Genomic DNA, 23,495 nt, shown 5'->3' with positions numbered 1-23,495 from the left:
GGAGTTTTTTGACATGAATTTTGATGAACAAGCCATGAAGATCCGCCGAGGTAAACAGGGGATTCTCGAAACCTTCCCTCGGGCCGTCTTACAGACCAACGACGATTTGAGTGTACTCTACACGCCGGGCGTTGCCCAGCCGTGCCGGGAGATCACCAAAGATCCGGATCTGTCCTTTGACCTGACCTGCCGGGGCAATATGATTGCCGTCGTATCGGACGGGACCCGCGTCCTCGGTTTGGGCGACATCGGCCCGGAAGCGGCCATGCCGGTCATGGAAGGGAAATCTATCCTGTTCAAGGTATTCGGCGGCGTCAATGCCGTTCCCATCTGCCTGGACACGAAGGATCCGAAGGAGTTCATCGAAACGGTCAAGCGCCTGCAGCCGTCTTTTGCCGGCATCAATTTGGAAGACATTTCTTCGCCGAAATGCTATGACATCGAAGAAACGCTGAAGCGCGAAATGGACATCCCCGTCTTCCATGACGACCAGCACGGTACGGCCATCGCCGCCTTAGCCGGCGTCATCGGAGCCCTGCGCTTCGTCAAAAAGGACCTCAAGACGGCCCGCATCGTCATCAACGGTGCCGGTGCTGCCGGAGCTTCCATCGGCCGCCTCTTGGTCCGGGCCGGTGCCGAAGACGTCACCATGGTCGACCGTCCGGGCATCCTCTATGCCGGCATGGAAGGCCTCAATCCCGTCCAGGCTGCGTTGGCAGACGTGACCAACAAGGCGAAGAAACAGGGGACCCTGGCCGATGCCGTCAAGGGCGCCGACCTCCTCCTCGGTGTTTCGGCACCGCATATTTTCACGAAAGAGCTCATCGAATCCATGGCTTCCGACGCCGTCGTCTTTGCCATGGCTAACCCTATTCCCGAAACGGACTACGCCTCGGCCAAAGAAGCCGGTGCCAAAGTCGTCGGTACGGGGCGGTCCGATGCGCCTAACCAGATTAACAACGTCATGGTATTTCCGGGCATCTTCCGCGGAGCTATGGCCGTCCGGGCCCGCAGCATCAACGAGGATATGAAACTGGCCGCAGCCTATGCCATCGCCTCCTTAGTTTCGGACGACGAACTGGCTGAAGACCACGTCATTCCCAATGCCTTTGACGAACGGGTAGCTCCGGCCGTCGCTGCAGCCGTTGCCAAAGCGGCCATGGACAGCGGCGTCGCCCGCATCACCCGCGATCCCGAAGACATCCGCCGGGAAGCGGCCGAAACGATTGCCAAGTTCCGCGCCGTGTCGGAATCGGTCAATGGGCACTAACGTTATGATGATCATGAGCCGTCTTTTGAGACCTTTGTCTTGAAGGACGGCTTTTGTTTGTCTTTGGCAGAACGACATTGCATACCGGCCTGATTTCTATTGTCATGACAGTAGTATTGTCAAAAATCGGTCAATAGGGTATAATTGATGTAAATAAAAATTGTCGTCAGCCTTAGGGACTGGCGGTTTGAACGGGACTTGTCCAAAGGGCGGTCCCGTTTCCCTGAAAGGATGGAAACCTGTGTATATTGAAGATGAGATCGCTGCCCTGAAAAAAGAAAAAGAGGCCATTATCCTCGCCCACTATTACGTGCCCGATGAGGTTCAGGCCTATGCTGACTACGTCGGCGACTCCTTTGGTCTGGCCAAAAAGGCCGTTGAAACGGATGCTAAAATCATCGTCTTTGCCGGCGTCGATTTTATGGGTGAGAGCGCCAAGATGCTCAATCCCAAAAAGAAAGTCCTCATGCCCGATCGGACGGCGTCCTGTCCCATGGCCCACATGGCCGATACGGCGACGATCGAAAAGGCCCGCGCCGAGTATGACGACTTGGCCGTCGTCTGTTACGTCAATTCGACGGCAGCCGTAAAAGCTGCGTCCGACGTCTGCGTCACGTCGTCCAATGCCGTCAAGATCGTCAAGAAGCTGCCCCAGAAGAATATTTTCTTTACGCCGGATAAAAACCTGGGACACTACGTTTCGACCCAGGTGCCGGATAAGCATTTTATCCTCAATCAGGGCTTTTGTCCCCGTCACGATACGGTCGATCCGGACTACGTAAAGAAGGTACAGGCCGCTCATCCTCAGGCCCTGTTCCTGGCCCATCCCGAATGCCGCAAGGAAGTCCTGGCCCTGGCCGATTACGTCGGCAGCACGTCAGGCATCATCGACTATGCCGGTTCGTCGGATGCCAAGGAATTCATCATCGGAACCGAAGGCGGCGTCTTTTATGAGCTGGAAACGCGGAATCCCGATAAGGTCTTTTATCCGGCCATGGAAGATGCGTACTGCATCAATATGAAGAAGGTCACCTTGGAAAAGGTCCGTGACTGCCTGCGCGACGAAACGAACGAAGTCTTTGTCGATGCCAAGATGGCAGGGAAGGCCGTTCAGGCTTTGGAACGGATGCTGGAGTTAGCCAAATAGAAGAAGGTAGATGTCATGGAAACAGAAAAAACAGATGTTGTCATCGTCGGCACCGGTGCCAGCGGTCTCTTTGCCGCCCTCCACGTACCGCGCGATAAGAAAGTGCTCATGATTACGAAGGATGACGTGGAAAACAGCGATTCTTTCCTGGCTCAGGGGGGGATCTGCGTCCTTCACGATGAAAACGATTACGACAGCTTCATGGAAGATACGTTGAAAGCCGGCCATTACGAAAACCGCCGCGAATCGGTGGATATCATGATTCGCTCGTCGCGGCGCATCATCGATGAACTCGTCGGCTACGGCGTCGACTTTGCCCGAAAGGCCGACGGCTCTTTCGACTATACCCGCGAAGGCTGTCACTCCCGGCCGCGGATCCTCTTTCATAAGGATATTACAGGGAAGGAAATCACCAGCCGCCTCTTGGCCGCCGTTCGGGAGTTGCCCAATGTGACTATCTGCGACTACACGACCATGGTCGACATCCTTACCGACGGAAACACCTGTCTCGGTATCCTGGCCCGTGAAAAGGACGGAGCCTACCGGGCCATTGAAGCCGGCAACACGATCTTGGCCAGCGGCGGCATCGGCGGCCTTTACGACCACTCGACGAATTTCCCGCATCTTACGGGCGACGCCTTGGCCATTGCCATGCGCCACGGCATTGCTTTGGAAAACATCGATTACGTCCAGATCCATCCGACGTCCCTCTATTCGTCCCGTCCGGGCCGGAGTTTCCTCATTTCCGAATCGGTCCGCGGCGAAGGGGCTAAATTGCGCGGGAAAGACGGAAAGCGCTTTGCCAATGAAGTCCTGCCCCGCGATTTGATGACCGCTGCTATCCGCAAACAGATGGAAAAGGACCAACGGCCCTTCGTCTGGTTGGATATGACCGGACTGGGAACGGACGTCATAAAGGGCCATTTCCCCAATATTTATGAACGCTGCCTGGAAGACGGCATCGATGCCACCGTCGACTGGGTCCCGGTCACGCCGGCCCAGCACTACTTCATGGGCGGCATCCACGTCGACGGCCACAGTCGGACGACGATGGACCACCTCTACGCCGTCGGTGAAACGAGTTGCAACGGCGTTCACGGCCGCAACCGCCTGGCCAGCAATTCCCTCTTGGAAAGCCTGGTTTTCGGCAAACGGGCGGCCTTGGATCTGGCTGAAAAGGGCGACAGTCACGGCGATTTCAGCCTGGCCTGCGCTCAGGCTTCGGACTACGTCAGCCGTCATGAAGGGGGCCTGGCCGAAGTGTATCGCAAGAGCATCTTAGGGGAAATGGAAAGGGAGAAAAAGAGTCATGAACAACGTAACCATGAAATTGCAGGCTGATCCTTTGATTTTACAGGCCCTGCAGGAAGATATTACCGGTGAGGACGTGACGACCAACGCCATTTTGCCCGAAGACAGCCGGGGACAGGCGGAACTCTTGGCCAAAGCCGACGGCGTCATTGCCGGCCTTGCCGTTTTCGCCCGGGCCTTTACCCTCTTGGATGAAGGCGTAGAAGTCCGGTTTACCGTAAAAGACGGCGATACCGTCCGCAAGGGGCAGAAACTGGCTGACGTGACCGGCAGCATGCGGTCCATCTTGTCGGCCGAACGGGTCGGCCTCAACTATTTGCAGCGCATGAGCGGCATCGCTACGTATACTCGGCAGATTGCGAAACTGTTGGAAGGCAGCCGCATTAAACTGGTCGACACGCGCAAGACGACGCCCAATATGCGGGTCTTTGAAAAGTATGCCGTCACCGTCGGCGGCGGGGGAAACCACCGCTATAACCTGTCCGACGGCGTCCTCTTGAAGGACAATCACATCGGCGCTGCCGGCGGCGTCAAGAGAGCCATTGCCATGGCCAAGGCCTATGCGCCCTTCGTCCGCAAAATCGAAGTCGAAACGGAAAACCTGGACATGGTCCGCGAAGCCGTCGAAGCCGGGGCTGACATCATCATGCTGGACAACATGAGCCACGACATGATGAAGGAAGCCGTAGCTATCATCGACGGCCGGGCCGAAACGGAATGCTCGGGCAACGTCACTAAGGAAAATATTGCCGCCCTGATCGATATCGGCGTCGATTATATTTCCAGCGGAGCCCTGACCCATTCGGCGCCCATCCTCGATTTATCCTTGAAAAATCTGCATCCTTTGTAAGTCGTAAATCCTTTCTTTTTAGGACTGACGGGATGAGAAAAAATAATAGAACACGTGTTTGACAAAAGGCCTCTTGATTTCTATACTAGTAAATAACAGTGTAGAAAGAAAGAGGCTTATTTCATATGAATATAAAAGAAGACAATTGGAGTTCTTTACTGCTCGACTGGTTCGATGCCCATGGGAGGGACCTGCCCTGGCGCGATGAATCGCCGCGGGATCCCTACAAGGTCTGGGTGTCGGAAATCATGCTGCAGCAGACGAAGGTCGAAACGGTCCGCCCCTATTACGACAGCTGGATGGAACGGTTTCCCAATATAAAGAGCCTGGCGGCGGCGTCACAGGACGATGTGCTGCGCCAGTGGCAGGGCCTCGGTTACTACTCTCGGGCCCGCAATCTTCATGACGCCGTTCAGGAAGTACAGGCAAAATATGGCGGCCGCGTACCGGATACGAAGAAGGAAGTACGGGCTTTGAAAGGCGTTGGTGACTATACTGCCGGCGCTATTTTAAGCTTAGCCTACGGGAAGAAGGAAGCTGCCGTCGACGGCAACGTCCTGCGGATTTTTGCCCGTCTCTACGATATTGAAGAAAACGTTTTGACGACGGCCGTCAAGAAACAGGTGGCCGCCCTGGTCGAAGAACAGATGCCCGAAGATCGCCCCGGGGCCTTCAATGAAGCCCTCATGGATTTGGGCGCCACGATCTGCATTCCCAAGCATCCCCGCTGTGAAGACTGCCCCTTAGGGGACATCTGCCTGGCCCGTGCTGCAGGGAAGGAGGGCGACCTGCCCATTCGTCAGGTCAAGAAGAAGGCGCCTGTCGAAAAGATTACGGTCGTCGTCCCTTGTCACGGGACGAAGTGGCTCGTCCATCGCCGGCCGCCGAAGGGCCTTCTGGCGTCCATGTGGGAGTTTCCCAATGCGCCGGGAACGGGACAGGACGGAATCGACGCCGTCCGTCGGATGCTGGCCGAAAAGGGCCTGCAAGTTTCCGTCGACGCCAGTCCGGCCGGGACCTTGAAGAGTATTTTTTCGCATAAAGTCTGGCAGCTGACCGTTTATGAAGGCGAGCTGACCGACGGAAATATCAAAGAAGAGGAGAACTGGCAGTGGATTGACCGCAGCGACTACGATGCCCTGCCTTGGGCCGGTCCCCACGGTAAGATCACAGCCATGGTATAAGCCATGAAGGGAACTTTTTTCATTACGTTCATGATTTTTACGTCCTGCGTCTGCGTCCTGGCGTCTTTCTTATGGGACTACACCTTCCGCTCAGGCCACCGCAAGGCCCTGATCTTGGGGACGCTGGGGCTGACATTGTTGTCCGTTGCCGGATTCAGCCACTATGAAGAGGCCTTCCCGGGCTTGATTCTGTCCGGTTGGGACGGACTCTATGACGGCCGAAGCATGGCGGCCCTGGTTTGGCTCTTGGCCTTTTTTCTGGCCTTGCCCTGCCTCATCGTCGTCGCCCTGGCTGCGGCGGTCCATCGTTTTTGGCACCGCAAGGAGAAACCGGCCCCTCAGGGGATGACCCGTCGGACCTTCGTCAAGGGCCTGGCCGCCCTCATTCCGGCGGCGGCCTTTGCCACCAGCGGTGCCGGCAATGTCCTCGGCGAAAGCGATTTAGATACGACGCACCACGTCTTAAGGTATAAGAATTTGCCGGACTACCTCGACGGCTATAAAATCGGTCAACTCTCGGACCTGCATATGGGACTCTTTTTCAGCCCCGAGCGCCTTCAGGAATCGATCGATGCCGTCGCCGCACAGGGCGTCAACCGGCTGGAAATTACGGGCGATCTCATCGATGAGATCGTCCTTCTGCCCAAGGCCCGGGATATTATCAATGCCAATGCCGGCCGTTTTCCTGACGGCATCGATTTTTGCTACGGCAATCATGAATATTACCGCAATTTTTCGGCCATTACGGCCATGCTCGAAGATACGCCGGTCCGCATCCTGCGCAATGCTTCCTTTGAGGCCAGCCCCGGCTACGGAAGGGGCCTAAAGGGGAGGAGGGGCAGCGACAGCCGACCCTTCTACATTGCCGGTACGGACTACAGTTTTGCCCAAGGGGAAGAAGCCTTTGCCGAACAGCGGCAGGACTATGTCCGCCAGACCTTGGACGGCGTGCCGGAAGATGCCTTCGTCATCATGCTGGCCCACCATTCGGCCTTCATCGACGAAGCTTTTGAACGCAATATTCCCCTGACCCTCTGCGGTCATACCCACGGCGCTCAGTTTGCCCCCATCGGCCCCTTGGTTACAGCTGTGGGCTTTAAATACCTGCGCGGCATGTTCCGCAAGGGCGAAAGCCGGGGCTACGTCAACCGCGGTACCGGCCACTGGCTGCCTTTCCGCGTCCTTTGTTCCCGCGAAGCCAGTGTCTTTGAATTACGAAAACAAGCGTAGAGGATGATATAGATTATGATGATCAACGCAGCAGTGCTCCATATTTTTGATTTCAATACCAACGTCTGCATCGTGTCCCAGAAGGCCCTCGACTTCAGCAGCGACGTCGTCTATGAATACGTCAATAAGAGGCTGAGCCGGATCCTCGGCGATGCGTCCCAGCAGACGGGCGTCTTCTATGCGACCAGTGCCTTTCAGCCCAAGCTCCAAGCTGTCATCGACGGCAGCCTGACCTTTGACGAACTGGCGGCGGATACGGCCCGCGAACTCTACCAATTGGTGGCTCACTGCGATGAACCGGAGTCGACAGACCTCTTGGTCATCGACTTTCAGGATGACGACGACGTCCGCAATATCGCCGTCCTCATGCTGGACAATAAGACGGCCTATACCCATCAGATCCTCGACGACGAGGGGACGGTCTATAACAAGCTCATCAAGCACTACGCCATTCTGCCCGGTATGGCTCAGAAGGCCGAAGCCTATGCTCTCATCCGCCTCAGTGACTTTTCCATCCACTTCGTCGACAAGAAGCGCAAGATGGATGGCGAAGACGTCTACCTCCTGCCGGACCGCCTGCTCCAGTGCACGTCGGTCATTTCCAGTAAGGAAGCCGTCAAGGTCGTCAGCAAGATCGCTGAAAAAGTCGCCGAAGACCACGGTGCCAGCACGGTCGAAGCCTTGTCCAAGGCCAAGACCTATTTAGTGGAAAACGCCGAAAATGCCGATTCCTTCTCGCCCCAGGACATGGGGACGGAGGTCTTCGGTAGCTCGCCGGCCATGGCTCAGGAATTTCAGCAGCAAGTGGCCGAAGCTAAACTGCCTGACGTCGTGGCCATTGAAAAGGAATACGCCCAGAAGGCCGGCCGCAGCCATAAGATCAAGACCGATACGGGCATTGAAATCACCTTCCCGTCCGAATATATCGAAAACACCGATTTTATCCGCTTCATCAACAATCCCGACGGCACCTTGTCCATCGAGTTGAAGAATATCGGAAAGATCGTCAATAAATAGTTATTTTGTCCGCAGCCGACAGCTGCAGCGAGGTGGCCCTTATGGATATGTCTCATTACAATAAAGATTACGATACGTCCCATCCCTTCCGCGTCGTCGCCCCTTATGAACCGATGGGGGACCAGCCCGAGGCTATTGAATCCCTGGCCGAAGGCATCGAGTCCGGCCAATGGGCCCAGGTCCTTCTCGGCGCCACGGGGACCGGCAAGACCTTTACCATGGCCAAGCTCATCGAAAAGGTCCAGAAGCCGACGCTTGTCATCGCCCACAACAAGACCCTGGCAGCCCAGCTGTGCAGCGAATTCAAGGCCTTTTTCCCGGATAACGAAGTCGGCTATTTCGTCAGTTATTACGATTTTTATCAGCCTGAAGCCTACATCGCTTCGACCGATACGTATATCGAAAAGGATGCGTCCATCAACGATGAAATCGATAAACTGCGCCACTCGGCGACGATGAGCCTCTTTGAACGGCGGGACGTCATCATCGTCGCTTCCGTGTCCTGCATCTACGGCCTCGGTGACCCCGAAGACTACAGCGAACTCGTCGTCTCTTTGCGCCTGGGACAGGAAAAGACGCAGGAAGAAATCTTGAGGAAGCTCGTCGACATCCAGTACAACCGCAACGACATGAACCTCGACCGCGGGACCTTCCGCGTCCACGGCGATACGATCGAAGTCTTTCCGGCGGCCTTCGACAAGTCCATTATCCGCATCGAAATGTTCGGCGATGAAATCGATCGCCTGACCGAAGTCGACGTCCTGACCGGGGAAGTCATTGCCGAGCGCAAGCACGTCGCCATCTACCCGGCCAGCCATTACGTCACGACCAAGAACAAGATGGAACGGGCCTTGGGCACCATTAGCAAGGAATTGGACGAACGATTGAAAGTACTCAAAGACGGGGAACACCTGTTGGAAGCCCAGCGCCTGGAACAGCGGACGCGGTACGACATGGAAATGATGGAAGAAATGGGCTACTGCTCGGGCATCGAAAACTATTCCCGCCACCTAGCCGGCCGTAAAGCCGGACAGGCGCCGTACACCCTCCTCGATTATTTCCCTGACGACTTCATGATCCTCGTCGACGAATCCCACGTCACCCTGCCTCAATTGCGGGCCATGTACGCCGGTGACCGGTCGCGGAAGGAAAGCCTCATCGAATACGGCTTCCGCCTGCCGTCGGCCCTCGACAACCGGCCCTTGAAATTCGACGAATTTGTCGAACGCATCAATCAGATCGTCTACGTCAGCGCTACGCCCGGTCCCTATGAAATGGATGTCGAAACGAATATGGCCCAGCAGATCATCCGCCCGACGGGCCTCCTCGATCCCAAGGTCGAAGTCCGTCCCATCGAGGGCCAGATGGATGACCTCTTAGGGGAAATCCGCAAGCGGACCGACAAGGACGAACGAGTCCTGGTCACGACTTTGACCAAGAAGATGGCCGAAGATTTGACGGACTATCTGAAGGAAATGGGCGTCCGCGTCCGCTACCTCCATTCGGATATCGCTACCATCGAGCGGGCTGAGATCATCCGCGACCTGCGGGTCGGCGAATTCGACGTCCTGGTCGGCATCAACCTCCTGCGCGAAGGCCTGGACATGCCGGAAGTCTCTCTGGTGGCCATCCTCGATGCCGATAAAGAAGGCTTCCTCCGTTCCGATACATCCCTCATCCAGACCATGGGCCGGGCGGCGCGAAACGTCGAAGGGACGGTCATCATGTATGCCGATAAGATTACCGATTCCATGGCACGGGCTATGGATGAAACCCAGCGCCGCCGGGAAATTCAGGATACTTACAATAAACAGCACCACATTACGCCGAAATCGGTCAAAAAAGACGTGGTCAACCTCATCGAATTGACGAAAGTTTCCGAAGAGGATGCCAACTACGGCAGCAAACGAGGCGACAAGGGCAAGGCCATGACCCGCGAAGCCCTGAACAAGGTCATTAAGACCATGACCCTGCAAATGAAGGAAGCGTCGAAGCGGCTGGAATTTGAAAAGGCTGCCGAACTGCGCGACCGCTTAGGGCAGCTGCGCCAACAGTTGGCCGATATGAGCCACGACGACACCCTGCCGAAAGAAATGGGCGGGGAAGACATGCCCAGCCGCCGCTACCGGCGAAAGATCAAGCGGCCCGATGCCAAGAAGAAGCGCTAGGCCGCTGCGGTAGGAAGATAGAGGAAGGAGTTTACCTTGCAAGATAAATATATTGTCATCAAAGGTGCCCGCCAGCACAATTTAAAAAATATCGACGTCAAGATTCCCCGGGACAAGCTGGTCGTCTTTACGGGCCTGTCGGGATCGGGCAAGTCGTCCCTGGCCTTCGATACCATCTATGCCGAAGGCCAGCGGCGCTACGTCGAATCTCTGTCGGCCTATGCCCGCCAGTTTTTGGGCCAAATGGACAAGCCCGACGTCGACTATATCGAAGGCCTGTCGCCGGCCATTTCCATCGACCAGAAGACGACCAGCCGTAATCCTCGGTCGACGGTCGGCACGGTTACCGAAATCTACGACTACCTGCGCCTGCTCTATGCCCGTGTCGGCGACGCTTTCTGCCCGCACTGCGGCAAGCCCATTCGCCAGCAGACCATCGAGCAGATGGCCGACGCCGTCATGGCCCTCGGTGAAGGGGAGAAGGTCATGGTCATGGGCCCTGTCGTCGACGGCCGCAAGGGGACTCATCAAAAGCTCCTGGCCCGACTGATTAAAGACGGTTATACCCGGGTCCGCGTCGACGGCGAGGTCTACCTCTTGTCCGACGACATTCCCTTAGATAAGAATAAGAAGCATACCATCGACGTCATCGTCGACCGCTTGGTCATCAAGGACAGCATCGTCATGCGTCTTACGGACTCCTTGGAAACGGCAGCCAAACTGGCCGACGGCATCGTCCACATCTTCCGTATGGCTACGAAGGAGGTACTGACCTTCAGCCAGCACTTTGCCTGCCCGGACTGCCATATCAGCCTGCCGGAAATCGAGCCCCATCTCTTTTCTTTCAACAGTCCCTTCGGCGCCTGCCCGGACTGCTCGGGTATCGGCAGTACGATGGAAGTCGATGCGCACCTGGTCTTGCCGGACAAGAAGAAGTCCTTTGCCGACGGGGCCATTGCCGCCCTCAGCAGCAATCCCGATTCGTGGTTCATGCGTCAGCTCGGCGGCCTCTTGAAGCCCTACGGCTTTACCTTGGACAGTTGTTACGACGACTTGCCAAAAGACCTTCAGGATCAATTGATGAACGGCTCGGACGAAAACTGCGTCTTTGAATATGAAAACCTGCGGGGCGAAGTGAAGACCTTTTCCCTGCCTTTTGAAGGCGTCCTGCCCATGGTCCGCCGCCGTTACCGTGAAGCCTCTTCCGATATGATGCGCGACCAGTTTGCCCAGTTCATGACGGTCAAGCCCTGCTCGACCTGTCACGGCACGCGCCTTCGCCACGAAGCTCTGGCCATTAAAATCGGCGGCCTCAACATTGCCGAGCTGACCGATTTGCCCATCCGCGACATGATTCCTTTCTTTGACAATCTGAAACTGACGGAAAAGCAGCAGCTTATCGGCCAGCAGGTCTTTAAGGAAATCAAGGCTCGCCTGGCATTCCTCCAGACCGTCGGCCTCGATTACCTGACCCTGTCGCGGACGGCAGGCACCTTGTCCGGCGGCGAAGCCCAGCGTATCCGCCTGGCCACTCAGATCGGATCGGGCCTGGTCGGCGTCCTCTACATCCTCGATGAACCGTCCATCGGCCTTCATCAAAGGGACAATGACCGCCTCCTCGACGCCTTGCGCAACCTCCGCGATTTGGGCAATACCCTCATCGTCGTCGAACACGATGACGATACCATGCGGGCTGCCGACTACATCATCGATATCGGCCCTGAAGCGGGGGAACACGGCGGCACTATCGTCGCCCAGGGGACGGCAGCCGACATCATGGCCTGCCCGAAGTCCCTGACCGGCCAATATTTGAAGGGGACGAAATATATTCCCATCCCGGAAGAACGGCGAAAGGGAAACGGTTCCTTCATCAAAATCATCGGTGCTGCCGAACACAATTTAAAGAACGTCGACGTTTCCATTCCCATCGGGACCCTGACCGTCGTCACCGGCGTTTCCGGATCGGGCAAGTCGACCTTGGTCAATGAAATCCTCTATAAGGCCATGGCCGAAGCCGTCTACGGCACGCCCCACCGGCCGGGGAAATTCAAGGCCCTCGAAGGGGTCGAACACATCGATAAGATCATCAACATCGACCAGTCGCCTATCGGCCGGACGCCGCGGTCCAACCCGGCGACGTACACCGGCGTCTTCGATGCTATCCGCCAGCTCTACAGCCAGACGTCGGAAGCCAAGGTCCGAGGCTATAAAGCCGGCCGCTTCAGCTTCAACATCAAGGGCGGCCGCTGTGAAGCCTGCAAGGGCGACGGCATCATCCGCATCGAAATGAACTTCCTGCCCGACGTCTACGTGCCCTGTGAAGTCTGCCACGGCGCCCGCTATAATCGGGAGACGCTGGAAGTAAAATACAAGGGCAAGACCATTTCCGACGTCCTCAACATGACCGTCGACGATGCCTGCAAGTTCTTTGAAAACCAGCCGCGCATCGTCAATAAGATGAAGACCCTCCAACAGGTCGGCTTGGGCTATATCCGTTTGGGTCAGCCGGCGACGACCTTGTCCGGCGGCGAAGCCCAGCGGGTCAAGCTGGCGACGGAACTGTCTAAGCGCAGCACCGGCCGGACCTTGTATATCCTCGATGAACCGACGACGGGCCTCCACGCCGCTGACATCCATAAATTGATGGACGTCCTGCAGATGCTCGTCGACGGCGGCGATACGGTCGTCGTCATCGAACACAACTTAGACGTCATCAAGACGGCGGACTACCTCGTCGACCTCGGCCCGGAAGGCGGCGACGGCGGCGGTACCGTCGTGGCTACGGGGACGCCGGAAGACATCTGCAAGGTCCCGGCCTCCTATACGGGTCAATTCTTGAAGCCCGTATTGGAACGGACGAGGGCCTTTATGGAACAGGGAGAAGGGAGGTAAGCCATGGCTGTCAGTGAAGCCGTACGCAAGAAAGTACAGAACCTGCCCGGCCAGCCCGGGGTCTACCTGTGGAAGGACGAGAACGGGAAGATCATCTACGTCGGCAAGGCCGTCAACCTCCGCAACCGCGTGACCAGCTACATCCGTCACGACGTCAACCGCTCGCCTAAAGTGGCTGCCATGATCAGCCATGCCGCCGACCTGGAGACCATCGTCGTCGCCACCGAGATGGAAGCCCTGATCTTAGAAAACAACCTCATCAAGAAGCATCATCCCCGCTACAACATCATGCTCCGCGACGACAAGACCTATCCCTATATCAAGGTCACCGTCCAGGAAGACTATCCGCGGATCTTCATGACCCGCCGCGTCAGTCGGGACGGCGCCCGCTATTTCGGCCCCTTTGCCGACTCGACGGCGGTCCACCGGGTCTTGAAACTGATGCAGCGGGCCTACCGCATCCGCTCGTGCCGCGTCATGCCCAATGATCGGCCCTGCCTGCAGTACCACTTGCACCACTGCGATGCACCCTGCGTCCACTACATTACCAAGGCCGACTACAATGAGAGGGTCGACCAGGCCGTGGCCGTCCTCGAAGGTAGGGACAAGGGCATCGTCCGGACCTTGCAGGATAAGATGGCTGAAGCGGCGGAAGCCATGGAGTTTGAAAAAGCGGCCATGTACCGCGACCAATTGAAGGCCGTCGCCGTCATTCAGGAACAGCAGAATATCGTCAACACCGACGGCGGCGACATGGACGTCATCGGCCTGGCCCGTCAGGCCGGTCAGACCTGCGTCCAGATTTACACCGTCCGCATGGGGAAACTCATGGGAAGGGAAACCTTCTCGTTGGACAACAGCAGTGACGAAGAAGAAGGGGCCCTGATGAATGCCGTCCTCGACCAGTATTACAGCGACGGTACCTTCGTTCCGACGGAAGTCGTCGTCCCGGCTATGGAAGACGGGGAAAGCTGTGAACGCCGCCTGAGCGAACAGAAGGGCAAGAAGGTCAGCGTCATCGTCCCCCAGCGGGGAACGAAGAAACAGCTCTTGGCTATGGCCTGTGAAAACGCCGCCGCCCTCTTGGAACAGAAGCGCCTCCAGTGGCAGCACGACGTGGACAAGACGACGGGAGCCGTCGAAGGCTTGGCGCGGATCCTCAATCTGCCCTATCTTCCCGAACGGATGGAATGCTTCGATATTTCCCATACCCAGGGGATCGAGACCGTAGCCTCCATGGTCGTCTTCGAACACGGCCAGCCGGCCAAGAAGGAATACCGCCGCTTTAAATTGAAGACCGTTCAGGGCAAACCGGACGACTTCAAGTCCATGGCCGAAATCATGGGCCGCCGCTACGGCGAAAAAGACTGGCCCGTGCCGGACCTCATCATTATCGACGGCGGCAAGGGCCAGCTCCACGCGGCCCTTCCCATCATCCGCGATGCCGGCTGTGAAGCGCCGGTCATCAGCTTGGCCAAGCGCATCGAAGAAGTCTTCGTCGAAGGCAGCAGCGAGTCCATCATCCTCAGCCATCACACGCCGGAACTGCAGCTCCTCCAGTCCATCCGCGACGAAGCCCACCGCTTTGCCATTACCTATCACCGGAATCTGCGCGGCAAGCGCAGCCTGGTATCGGTATTGGACCACGTCGAAGGCATCGGGCCCAAGCGCCGCAAGGCCTTGTGGACGGCCTTCAAGACCCTGGCCGACATGAAGGCAGCGTCCATCGAAGAACTGGCTGCCGTGCCGGGCATGAACCGTCGTGCCGCTGAAAATATCTATGACTTTTTCCGCTTAGGGAGCGATGAAAAGCGGAAAATTGTCCAATAAATATGGTATAATAAAGAAACAGAAAAAAATAAAGAGGAGGGATTCCTTATGATAAACAAGAAATTGCTCACCCTTTTGTGCGGAGCCTGGCTCATGGGGGCTGTTGCCATGGCAGCCTCGCCGGCCGTCATTGAAGACGCACCGAAGGCTGTCTATACCCATGACGATGGCAGTGTCCTGACCATCCAGTATCCGTCGGTCACCGTCGAAGGCAATGCCGCGGCGGCCGCTGTCATCGCCAATTATTTTGCCGATGAACAGGCTCAGGCTCAGGAATTTTTTGCCCAGCAGGGGACGAAGGGCGTCAAGCTGACCGAAGAAAAGCATTACACCGTTACATTGAACAATGGGAAATACCTGTCGTTCCTCGATGAAGGCTACCTCTATTTCGACCGAGCCGCTCATCCGACGAGCTGGAAGACGGGTGTCGTCTTCGACCTGGAAACGGGACGGCGCATTACGGACTGGCGCGAACTGGTCAAACCGGGTGATGAAAAGGCTTTCACCCTGCAAAAGATCACCAACAAGCTGACCTTGAGCGACCACGTCTTGTCGACGTATTTCAACGGCCTGACGGAAGATCCCAAGAATTTTTACCTCGATAAGAAAGGCAATATCCACTTCATTTTCGGCCAATATGAAGTAGCCCCATACTCGTCGGGCATCATCGATATTAATATGGGAAAACAGGCAAAATAGCCTTGCAATTTTTAAGACAATATGATATTATAATTGTGTAAAAATAATTAATAAGTATTATTTATTAATACGTCAATCAGGAGGGAAAGATTATGGATAAGTACGAATGCACAATCTGCGGCTACATTTATGATGAAGCTGAAGGCGACGCTGACAACGGTATCGCTGCTGGCACGAAGTTTGCTGATCTTCCGGAAGATTGGGTATGTCCGACCTGCGGTGCTGACAAAGGTTCCTTCACGAAGATGGACTAATGCAGCCATGAAAGCTGTCGCTTCGGCGGCAGCTTTTTTTTTATTGACAATCTCCTGAATGCACGATAAAATTAATACGTTAGACATAACCATTCTTCATGCTCCACATGATTTTGCAGGAGGTGCTTCTGTGAATTTAAAATATGTCAAAGGCAGCTACATGGATGAAATCATGGTTGACGGCCGCCCCGTTTTGTTTACCCTCGACGGACTTCCTGAAGGCCGGGAAGAACAGGCACAACAGTATGCTGAGGAAATCTGGAACTGGGTCTTGGAACACCAATCTCAGGTCGTTTCCCACGCACCGCTCATCGCCGGTTTCAAGAATAAAAAATGGCGTTCCGAGGGTGAGCCGGAAGTGTCTGCTGATGATATCATCGGCTGTCTGCAGCGCATTACCTCGATTTATGCCACCTATCAAGAAGGCTTTGACGTTTTCTTTGACACCAACGCGGTATTTGAAGAAAGATCGCTGGTCATCAGCATCGGCAAGAACTTCTTCTTTGAAGGTTTTAAACTCTTATAGTTTTGACTTCTGTTGTAGAATCGTCTGTAATGTGGTAAAATAAAGCATAATCTTTGATAGCGAGGTGAAGATCATGGCAAAACACATCATTACGATTAATACGGAATCGATCCAGAAGACGGCACAGCACGCTGGCTGCAGCGAATGTCAGACGTCCTGCCAGTCCGCCTGCAAGACTTCTTGCACCGTTGGCAATCAGATCTGCACAAAATAAGTTATTCAAGGAAAAGGGGCGTCGCTCACGCGGCACCCCGTTCTTTTTTATATGGAGGAAAGATTATTCATGGCTGAAATTAAACCAATGATTCATAAATACTGTCAAAACGGTACCTACATGCTCCTCGACGTCAACAGCGGCATCATCAACGTCATCGACAAGATGACCTACGATGTCCTCGACGTCTACGACGGCACGAATAAAGACGCCGTCTACGAAGCCTTTGCCGGTACGTACGATAAACAGGACCTCGACGACATCCTCGGCGAGCTCGATGAACTGATCAAGAAGGAACTCCTCTTCGCGCCCATGACGGAAAACTTCAAAGTCGTCGCCGAAGAAGAACCGGTCATTAAATCTCTGTGCCTCAACATCGCCCACGACTGCAACCTGCGCTGTCAGTACTGCTTTGCCTCCCAAGGCGACTACGACACGCACAAGCGGGAACTGATGAGCTTCGACGTAGCCAAGAATGCCGTCGACCTCTTGATTCGCAGCACTGAAGGCAAGCGCCAGCACTGCGAAATCGACTTCTTCGGCGGCGAACCGCTGATGAACTTCGGCGTCGTCAAACAGACCATCGAATACATCCGGGAGCAGGAAAAGATCCACGATAGGGTCTTTAAACTGTCTCTTACGACCAACGGCATGCTCCTCGACCCGGCTAAGGTCAAGTACCTGACGGACAACCACATCAGCCTCATCCTGAGCCTCGACGGCCGTCCCGAAGTCCACGACCGGATGCGTCCCGACGCCGGCGGCCGCAGCTCCTATAAGACCTGTGCCGACAACCAGGTCTATGCGGCCAAGCACCGCAACGGGGAAGAGTACTACGTCCGCGGCACGTACACGACGTACAACCTGGACTTTACGAAAGACGTCGAACACATGGCCGACCTCGGTTTTGAAGGCCTGTCCATGGAACCCGTCGTCGGCGACGACCTGTCCTACGCCATTACCGAAAAGGACCTGCCCCGCATCTTCGACGAATACGACAACTTAGCCGAATTCTACTTGAAGCGCCTCGACGAAGGCCGTCCCTTCATCTACTATCACTTCATCATGGACCTCTACCGCGGCCCCTGTATCGCCAAACGCCTCCGCGGCTGCGGTGCCGGCCACGAATACATGTGCGTCGTCCCCAACGGCGACATCTATCCCTGCCACCAGTTCGTCGGCCAGGACGAATATGTCATCGGCAACGTCTATGACGGCGTGACCAATACGACCCTGCCGCCCTTGTTCCGTGATATGCACGTCCTCAACAAGCCCATCTGCTGTGACTGCTGGGCCAAATTCTTCTGCAGCGGCGGCTGCCATGCCAACAACATCAAGTACGGCGGCGACATCAAGACGCCGTATGACCTGAGCTGCCGGATCCAGAAGAAACGCATCGAATGCGCTATGTATATCCAGGCGACGCTGGCCCTGCGCGGCCAGAAGGCTCGTCTCTTCGGCGACCCTGAAGAAGGGGAAGACTGCAACGGGTGCAACGCCTGTGGCTAAGCTGACGAAGATGATGAAACTCAAGCTGTTTCTGTGGCTCGTCGTCTACGCCTTTTTGATTTATGCCCTCATCGTCGACGGTCCGTCAACAGGTCTTTTGGGCCTGCTGGCGGCAGCCGTCGTCGTCTGCGGCATGCAGCTCTGGCTGCGCAGCGATTTGCGGGCCCGCTGGATGAAGGACAAAGGCCATAAAAAATAGTCAAAAAAGCGACTAAATAGGTTGACTTTGTGGCGTTTATGGAGTACATTAAGAACAGTACAGTAAGTGTATCTAAATGGTATACTTTATCAATATAGGAAATCATTACGTTTTTGCATCGCCGTGCAAGATTGACGTAAAACGTAGAACTTAACGTAGGAGTGATAATGATGAGTGAATTATTAAGAGTAGAAGGCTTGCATATCGCCGTCGAAGGCAAAGAAATCCTCAAGGGCCTCGATTTGACGATCAATACGGGCGAAACGCATGTCATCATGGGTTCCAACGGCGCCGGGAAATCGACGCTGTTCAATGCCATCATGGGCAATCCGAAGTACGTCGTCACGGCCGGGAAGATCTTCTTCGAAGGTCAGGACATTACGGAAGCTCCGGTCAACGAACGCGCCAAAGCCGGCATCTTCATGGCTTTTCAGCAGCCCATCGCCGTCCAGGGCATTTCCGTTGAAAACTTCGTCCGCAACGCCAAGAGCACCATTTCCGGCCAGCAGCGCATCATGCCTTTCCGCAAGAAGCTTCACGCCCAAATGGACCAGCTGAAGATGGATAAGTCTTACGCCGAACGCTATGTCAACGACGGCTTCTCCGGCGGGGAACGGAAAAAGACGGAAATCCTTCAGATGTGCATGCTCGAACCGAAGCTGACCATGCTCGATGAAATCGACTCGGGCCTCGACGTCGATGCTGTCCGTATCGTATCGGAAACGGTCGCTCAGTACCACAATGAAAACAATTCGATTATGGTCATTACTCACCACAGCGAAATCCTGCAGCAGCTCAAACCGGATTTCGTTCACATCCTGATCGACGGCAAGATCGTCAAGACCGGCGACGCATCCCTCATTCAGGCGATTGAAGCCAACGGTTACGACGCATACAAAGGCTAGTGGGAGGTACAGCTATGGCTGATAACAACGAAAAATTTGCCTCACAGCAGGCGAAGATGGCTGACGAACGCAAGACCATCGACACCTTTGCTGACTTTGGCAATATGTATAATTTTAAAAAAGATTTTACCTATTCCTATAAGACCGATGCCGGTCTGACGGAAGACATCGTTCGGGAAATCTCGGAAAAGAAGCACGAACCGCAGTGGATGCTCGATTTCCGCCTCAAGTCCCTGGACCTGTTCAACCGCATGGAATATCCGAACTGGGGTCCTGACATCAGCGAACTCGACATGGACAACATCGTCACCTACGTCCGCCCCAATTCCCAGATGAAAGGCAATTGGGACGAAGTACCGGACGATATCAAGGATACCTTTGACCGCCTGGGCATCCCCGAAGCGGAAAAGACGTCTCTGGCCGGTGTCGGCGCTCAGTACGACTCGGAAGTCGTCTATCACAGCATCCAGGACGAACTCGTCCAGCAGGGCGTCGTCTACACCGACTTCGACACGGCCCTCGATCAGTACGAAGACATCGTCAAGGCTCACTTCATGAAGCTCGTCCCGCCGACGGACCATAAGTTTGCCGCCCTTCACGGCGCCGTTTGGTCCGGTGGCTCCTTCGTCTACGTGCCGGCCGGCGTCGACGTATCGATTCCTTTGCAGAGTTATTTCCGCCTCAATGCACCGGGGGCAGGCCAGTTCGAACACACCATGATCATCGTCGAAAAGGGGGCCAAGGTCCACTTCATCGAAGGCTGTTCGGCTCCGAAATACAACGTAGCCAACCTCCACGCCGGCTGCGTCGAACTGTTCATCGGCGACGATGCAGAGCTGACCTATTCGACCATTGAAAACTGGTCCAAGAATATGTACAACCTCAATACGAAGCGGGCCATCGTCGGCAAAAACGGCCGCATCAACTGGGTCACGGGCTCCTTCGGTTCCCATACGTCGTGCCTCTATCCCATGAGTATCCTCAATGGCGAAGGCGCGCACTGCGAATTTACAGGCGTCACCTTTGCCGGGGCCGGCCAGTTCCTCGATACGGGCTCCAAGGTCGTCCACAACGCGCCCAATACGACGAGCAACATCAACTCCAAGTCCCTCAGCAAGAGCGGCGGTGTCAGCATTTACCGCGGCAGCGTCGTCATCAACCCGCCGGCCGACGGAGCCAAGGCCAACGTCAGCTGCGAATCGCTGATGCTCGACGAAGAGTCCCAGTCCGATACGATCCCGGCTATCATCGTCAAGAACGACAACATCGACCTCGGTCATGAAGCTTCCATCGGCCGTATTTCCGATGAAGCCATCTTCTATCTCATGAGCCGCGGCCTCAGTGAAGATGACGCCCGGGCCATGCTCGTCCGCGGCTTCGTCGAACCCGTATCCAAGGCCTTGCCCCTTGAATACGCCGTAGAAATGAATAACCTGATCAACCTCGAACTCAAAGGTTCGTTGAAATAGGGAGGAGGAATATTATGGCAGCTAATACAGATAAAATCCAGTATAACCAACTCCCGCGCCCGACTTTTCGCTGGATGAAAGTTAATTACCTCGAATTGGACCGCCTGCCTGAACAGGAAGGTTCGGCCTATCGCCCGGAAGAACGCCACGACGGCGACGTTTCGGTGAACTTCTATGACGGCAACGGCATTCCCGACCTCGGTGATTTCGAGGGTTCCAATGAGGAAGCCCTTGAAAGTGCACTGCACAAGGCCAATTCCGGCGTTGCCGTTACCATCGGCGAACACCAGAAGGGCACGGTTCACTTGAAATACAGCGTCAGCTCGGACTTGCCCCAGCTTTCGGCACAGCTCAAAATCGAAGCGGCACCGTACAGCGATGTGACGGTCTTCCTCGAATTTGACGGCGACGCCGACGACGGCATGGTCAACTTCCTGACCTACGTCAAGACCGACGAACATGCCCGCGTCAAGATCAGCAAGGTCCAGCTCAACGGACGCAGCGTGCGCCATGTCGAACACCGCTACGGCGATGCCGGCAAGGAAAGCACCATCGACTACGTCAGCGCCGAATTAGGCGGCAAGACGGCCATTGTCTACTATAAGACCGACCTCATGACCGACGAAAGCAACTTCAACAGCCAGGCCATGTACCTCGGCGATGACGACCAGATCGTCGACTTCTCCTATTGGGTCCCGACCAAAGGGGTCAAGACCAATACGGACATCTTGACGACAGGGGCTCTCCTCGATACGTCGAAGAAATACTTCCGCGGGACCATCGACTTCCTGCGGGGCAGCAAGAAGGCCGTCGGGTCTGAATCGGATATCTGCATCCTCCTCAGCCCCCAGGTCCATTCCATCTCCGTACCGCTCCTGCTCTGCAAGGAAGACGACGTCGTCGGCAACCATGCCGCCAGCGCCGGCCAGATCGACCAGGACAAGCTGTTCTACCTCATGAGCCGCGGATTCAATGAAATCGGCGCCCAGCTGATTATCGTCGAATCCAATATCCGCCCGGTCATCGACGCCCTCGGTGACAAGGATTTAGAAAATAAAGCGCTCCAAGCTGTACGTGAAAAAATGCAGTTCTGCCGCAAGAAAGGTGATTGCCATGCTAAATGTACGCAAAGATTTCCCAATCTTGACTAAGGTCCATAACGGACATCCCATCGTTTATTTTGATAACGCCGCTACGACGCAGAAACCGCGTCAGGTCATCGACGCCATCGTAGATCTCCTCGAACATCACAATGGCAATCCCCACCGCGGCGCTCACATCCTCAGCATCGAAGCCGGCGAACTGTACGACGAAGCTCGTGAATCGGTCCGCCGCTTCATCAACGCTCCGTCGACGGAAGAAATCGTCTTCGTCCGCAATACGACGGAAGCCTTGAACCTCATTGCCCGCAGCTACGCTGAACCGAAGCTGAAAAAGGGCGACAAGATCGTCATTCCCATTTCCGAACACCATTCCAACCTGGTCACCTGGCAGCGGGTCTGCGAAAAGACCGGCGCCGTCCTGGAATTCATGTACCTCGATAAAGAAGGTCACTTCACGGATGAAGATTTGGCCAAGATCGACGACAAGACCAAGATCGTTTCCTTCGCGGCCGTCAGCAACGTCTTCGGCATGAAACGTCCCGTCAAGGACATTGTCGCCAAGGCTCATTCCGTCGGTGCCGTTGCCATTGTCGACGGCGCTCAGTCCGTACCGCACATGAAGACTGACGTTCAGGATCTCGACTGCGACTTCTTCGTATTCTCCGGTCACAAGATGTGCGGCTCGGCCAGCACGGGCGTCCTCTTCGGGAAAAAGGCCATCCTCGAAGGGATGGAACCCTTCCTCCTCGGCGGCGACATGATCGAATACGTCAAGGAACAGTCGACGACCTTCAACGAACTGCCCTTCAAATTCGAAGCCGGCTCGCAGAACGTCGAAGGCGCTGTGGCCCTCCACGCTGCCATCGACTACTTGGAAAACCTCGGCATGGATAAGGTCGAAGCCCACGAAGAAGCCTTGACCAAACGCTGCCTGGAAGGGATGGAAAAGATTCCTCACATCCACATCATCGGCAGCACCGATCCGACGGAAAAGACCGGTGTCATCACCTTCACCATCGACGGCGTCCATCCTCATGACGCAGCGACCATCCTCGACAGCTTCGGCATCGCCATCCGTTCGGGTCACCACTGCGCCCAGCCTCTCGGCGCTCATTTAGGCGTAGAAGCGTCGAACCGGGCCAGCTTCTATATTTACAATACGGAAGAAGAAGTCGACTACTTCCTGGAAAAACTGCCTCTCGTCCGCAAGCAGATGGGTTTTAAAGACTAAGGAGTGTTCAACGAGTTATGGAAAATATGAACGAATTGTATTCCGACATCATTCTGGAACACAATCAATCGCAAGCCAATAAACGCCTCTTGGACGTTGCCAACATCAGTGAACACGGCCACAATCCGAGCTGCGGCGACGATATTACCCTTCAGGCCGACATTCAGGACGGCGTCGTCAAAGATGCTGCCTATACGGGCCACGGCTGTGCCATCAGCCAGGCTTCGGCGGATATCATGATCGACCTCATCAAAGGTAAGAGCGTCGAAGAAGCCCTTCGTCTGGTCGATCTCTTCCTGGACATGATCAAGCGGGAAATCACCGACGATGATGAGCTGGAAGAATTGGAAGACGCCATCGCCTTGAAGAACATTTCCAACATGCCGGCCCGCGTCAAATGCGCCGTCTTGGCATGGCATACCTTAAAGGCTGCCTTGGAAAAAGGCCAAAACTAAATCTTCCTAAAAACAAAGTGCCTCTGTAGGGT

The 23,495-nt window shown here is 55.5% G+C and carries 21 protein-coding genes; all 21 read left to right on the top strand.

The genetic code is table 11. The features are described 5' to 3' along the window. The first annotated feature begins 13 nt into the window (after positions 1-13). A complete protein-coding gene (locus TX77_RS01220) occupies positions 14-1,270 on the top strand; it encodes an NAD(P)-dependent malic enzyme (RefSeq protein WP_044503024.1) in 1,257 nt (418 codons plus the stop codon). A gap of 241 nt (positions 1,271-1,511) precedes the next feature. Continuing rightward, positions 1,512-2,417, top strand: coding sequence for a quinolinate synthase NadA (nadA, locus tag TX77_RS01215; RefSeq protein ID WP_044503023.1), 906 nt, complete (start codon positions 1,512-1,514; stop codon positions 2,415-2,417). A gap of 15 nt (positions 2,418-2,432) precedes the next feature. Beyond that, a complete protein-coding gene (locus tag TX77_RS01210) occupies positions 2,433-3,758 on the top strand; it encodes an L-aspartate oxidase (RefSeq protein ID WP_044503022.1) in 1,326 nt (441 codons plus the stop codon). Then, the gene (gene nadC / locus TX77_RS01205; RefSeq protein WP_044503021.1) at positions 3,727-4,578 is read left to right on the top strand and encodes a carboxylating nicotinate-nucleotide diphosphorylase; all 852 of its coding nucleotides are present in this window, start codon (positions 3,727-3,729) and stop codon (positions 4,576-4,578) included. The genes TX77_RS01210 and nadC overlap by 32 nt, the downstream gene beginning before the upstream one ends. Before the next feature lie 125 nt (positions 4,579-4,703). After that, complete coding sequence (gene mutY / locus TX77_RS01200; RefSeq protein ID WP_044503020.1) at positions 4,704-5,762, top strand: A/G-specific adenine glycosylase; 1,059 nt, start codon at positions 4,704-4,706, stop codon at positions 5,760-5,762. A 3-nt stretch (positions 5,763-5,765) separates the two neighbouring features. Then, entirely contained in the window at positions 5,766-6,992 is a 1,227-nt protein-coding gene (locus tag TX77_RS01195; RefSeq protein WP_044503019.1) for a metallophosphoesterase, read from the top strand. A 15-nt stretch (positions 6,993-7,007) separates the two neighbouring features. Next, entirely contained in the window at positions 7,008-8,009 is a 1,002-nt protein-coding gene (locus TX77_RS01190; protein WP_044503018.1) for a nucleoid-associated protein, read from the top strand. A 47-nt stretch (positions 8,010-8,056) separates the two neighbouring features. Then, entirely contained in the window at positions 8,057-10,177 is a 2,121-nt protein-coding gene (gene uvrB, locus TX77_RS01185) for an excinuclease ABC subunit UvrB (protein WP_230197990.1), read from the top strand. Between the two features lie 36 nt (positions 10,178-10,213). Further along, positions 10,214-13,069, top strand: coding sequence for an excinuclease ABC subunit UvrA (gene uvrA / locus TX77_RS01180; protein WP_044503016.1), 2,856 nt, complete (start codon positions 10,214-10,216; stop codon positions 13,067-13,069). 3 nt (positions 13,070-13,072) lie between these two features. Continuing rightward, positions 13,073-14,899, top strand: a complete 1,827-nt coding sequence (uvrC, locus tag TX77_RS01175; RefSeq protein ID WP_044503015.1) for an excinuclease ABC subunit UvrC — start codon at positions 13,073-13,075, stop codon at positions 14,897-14,899. Positions 14,900-14,947: 48 nt separating this feature from the next. After that, the gene (locus tag TX77_RS01170; RefSeq protein ID WP_044503014.1) at positions 14,948-15,598 is read left to right on the top strand and encodes an RsiV family protein; all 651 of its coding nucleotides are present in this window, start codon (positions 14,948-14,950) and stop codon (positions 15,596-15,598) included. A 92-nt stretch (positions 15,599-15,690) separates the two neighbouring features. Then, positions 15,691-15,852, top strand: coding sequence for a rubredoxin (gene rd, locus TX77_RS01165; protein WP_044503013.1), 162 nt, complete (start codon positions 15,691-15,693; stop codon positions 15,850-15,852). Between the two features lie 130 nt (positions 15,853-15,982). Continuing rightward, positions 15,983-16,378, top strand: a complete 396-nt coding sequence (locus TX77_RS01160) for a hypothetical protein (RefSeq protein ID WP_044503012.1) — start codon at positions 15,983-15,985, stop codon at positions 16,376-16,378. 73 nt (positions 16,379-16,451) lie between these two features. Then, positions 16,452-16,592 carry a six-cysteine ranthipeptide SCIFF gene (scfA, locus tag TX77_RS13090; RefSeq protein ID WP_014017076.1) on the top strand — a complete coding sequence of 47 codons (141 nt, stop codon included), beginning with the start codon at positions 16,452-16,454 and terminating at the stop codon, positions 16,590-16,592. Between the two features lie 69 nt (positions 16,593-16,661). Beyond that, the gene (gene scfB, locus TX77_RS01155; protein ID WP_044503011.1) at positions 16,662-18,101 is read left to right on the top strand and encodes a thioether cross-link-forming SCIFF peptide maturase; all 1,440 of its coding nucleotides are present in this window, start codon (positions 16,662-16,664) and stop codon (positions 18,099-18,101) included. Then, the gene (locus TX77_RS01150) at positions 18,094-18,300 is read left to right on the top strand and encodes a hypothetical protein (RefSeq protein WP_044503010.1); all 207 of its coding nucleotides are present in this window, start codon (positions 18,094-18,096) and stop codon (positions 18,298-18,300) included. Before scfB ends, TX77_RS01150 begins: the two co-directional genes overlap by 8 nt. A gap of 170 nt (positions 18,301-18,470) precedes the next feature. Then, on the top strand, positions 18,471-19,205 hold the full coding sequence (gene sufC / locus TX77_RS01145; protein WP_044503009.1) for a Fe-S cluster assembly ATPase SufC: 735 nt from the start codon (positions 18,471-18,473) through the stop codon (positions 19,203-19,205). A 56-nt stretch (positions 19,206-19,261) separates the two neighbouring features. Beyond that, positions 19,262-20,674: a Fe-S cluster assembly protein SufB gene (sufB, locus tag TX77_RS01140; protein WP_154651841.1), complete on the top strand. Its 1,413-nt coding sequence runs from the start codon at positions 19,262-19,264 to the stop codon at positions 20,672-20,674. A gap of 14 nt (positions 20,675-20,688) precedes the next feature. Beyond that, positions 20,689-21,825 (top strand): SufB/SufD family protein, encoded by a 1,137-nt coding sequence (locus TX77_RS01135; RefSeq protein ID WP_044503007.1) that lies wholly within the window; start codon positions 20,689-20,691, stop codon positions 21,823-21,825. Then, positions 21,788-23,008, top strand: coding sequence for an aminotransferase class V-fold PLP-dependent enzyme (locus tag TX77_RS01130; protein ID WP_044503006.1), 1,221 nt, complete (start codon positions 21,788-21,790; stop codon positions 23,006-23,008). Before TX77_RS01135 ends, TX77_RS01130 begins: the two co-directional genes overlap by 38 nt. A gap of 17 nt (positions 23,009-23,025) precedes the next feature. Further along, complete coding sequence (sufU, locus tag TX77_RS01125; protein ID WP_044503005.1) at positions 23,026-23,463, top strand: Fe-S cluster assembly sulfur transfer protein SufU; 438 nt, start codon at positions 23,026-23,028, stop codon at positions 23,461-23,463. The last annotated feature ends 32 nt before the right edge of the window (positions 23,464-23,495 follow it).

The organism is Megasphaera massiliensis (assembly GCF_000455225.1).
Lineage (GTDB): Bacteria > Bacillota > Negativicutes > Veillonellales > Megasphaeraceae > Megasphaera > Megasphaera massiliensis.
This window is presented reverse-complemented; position numbering and strand designations above follow the sequence as displayed.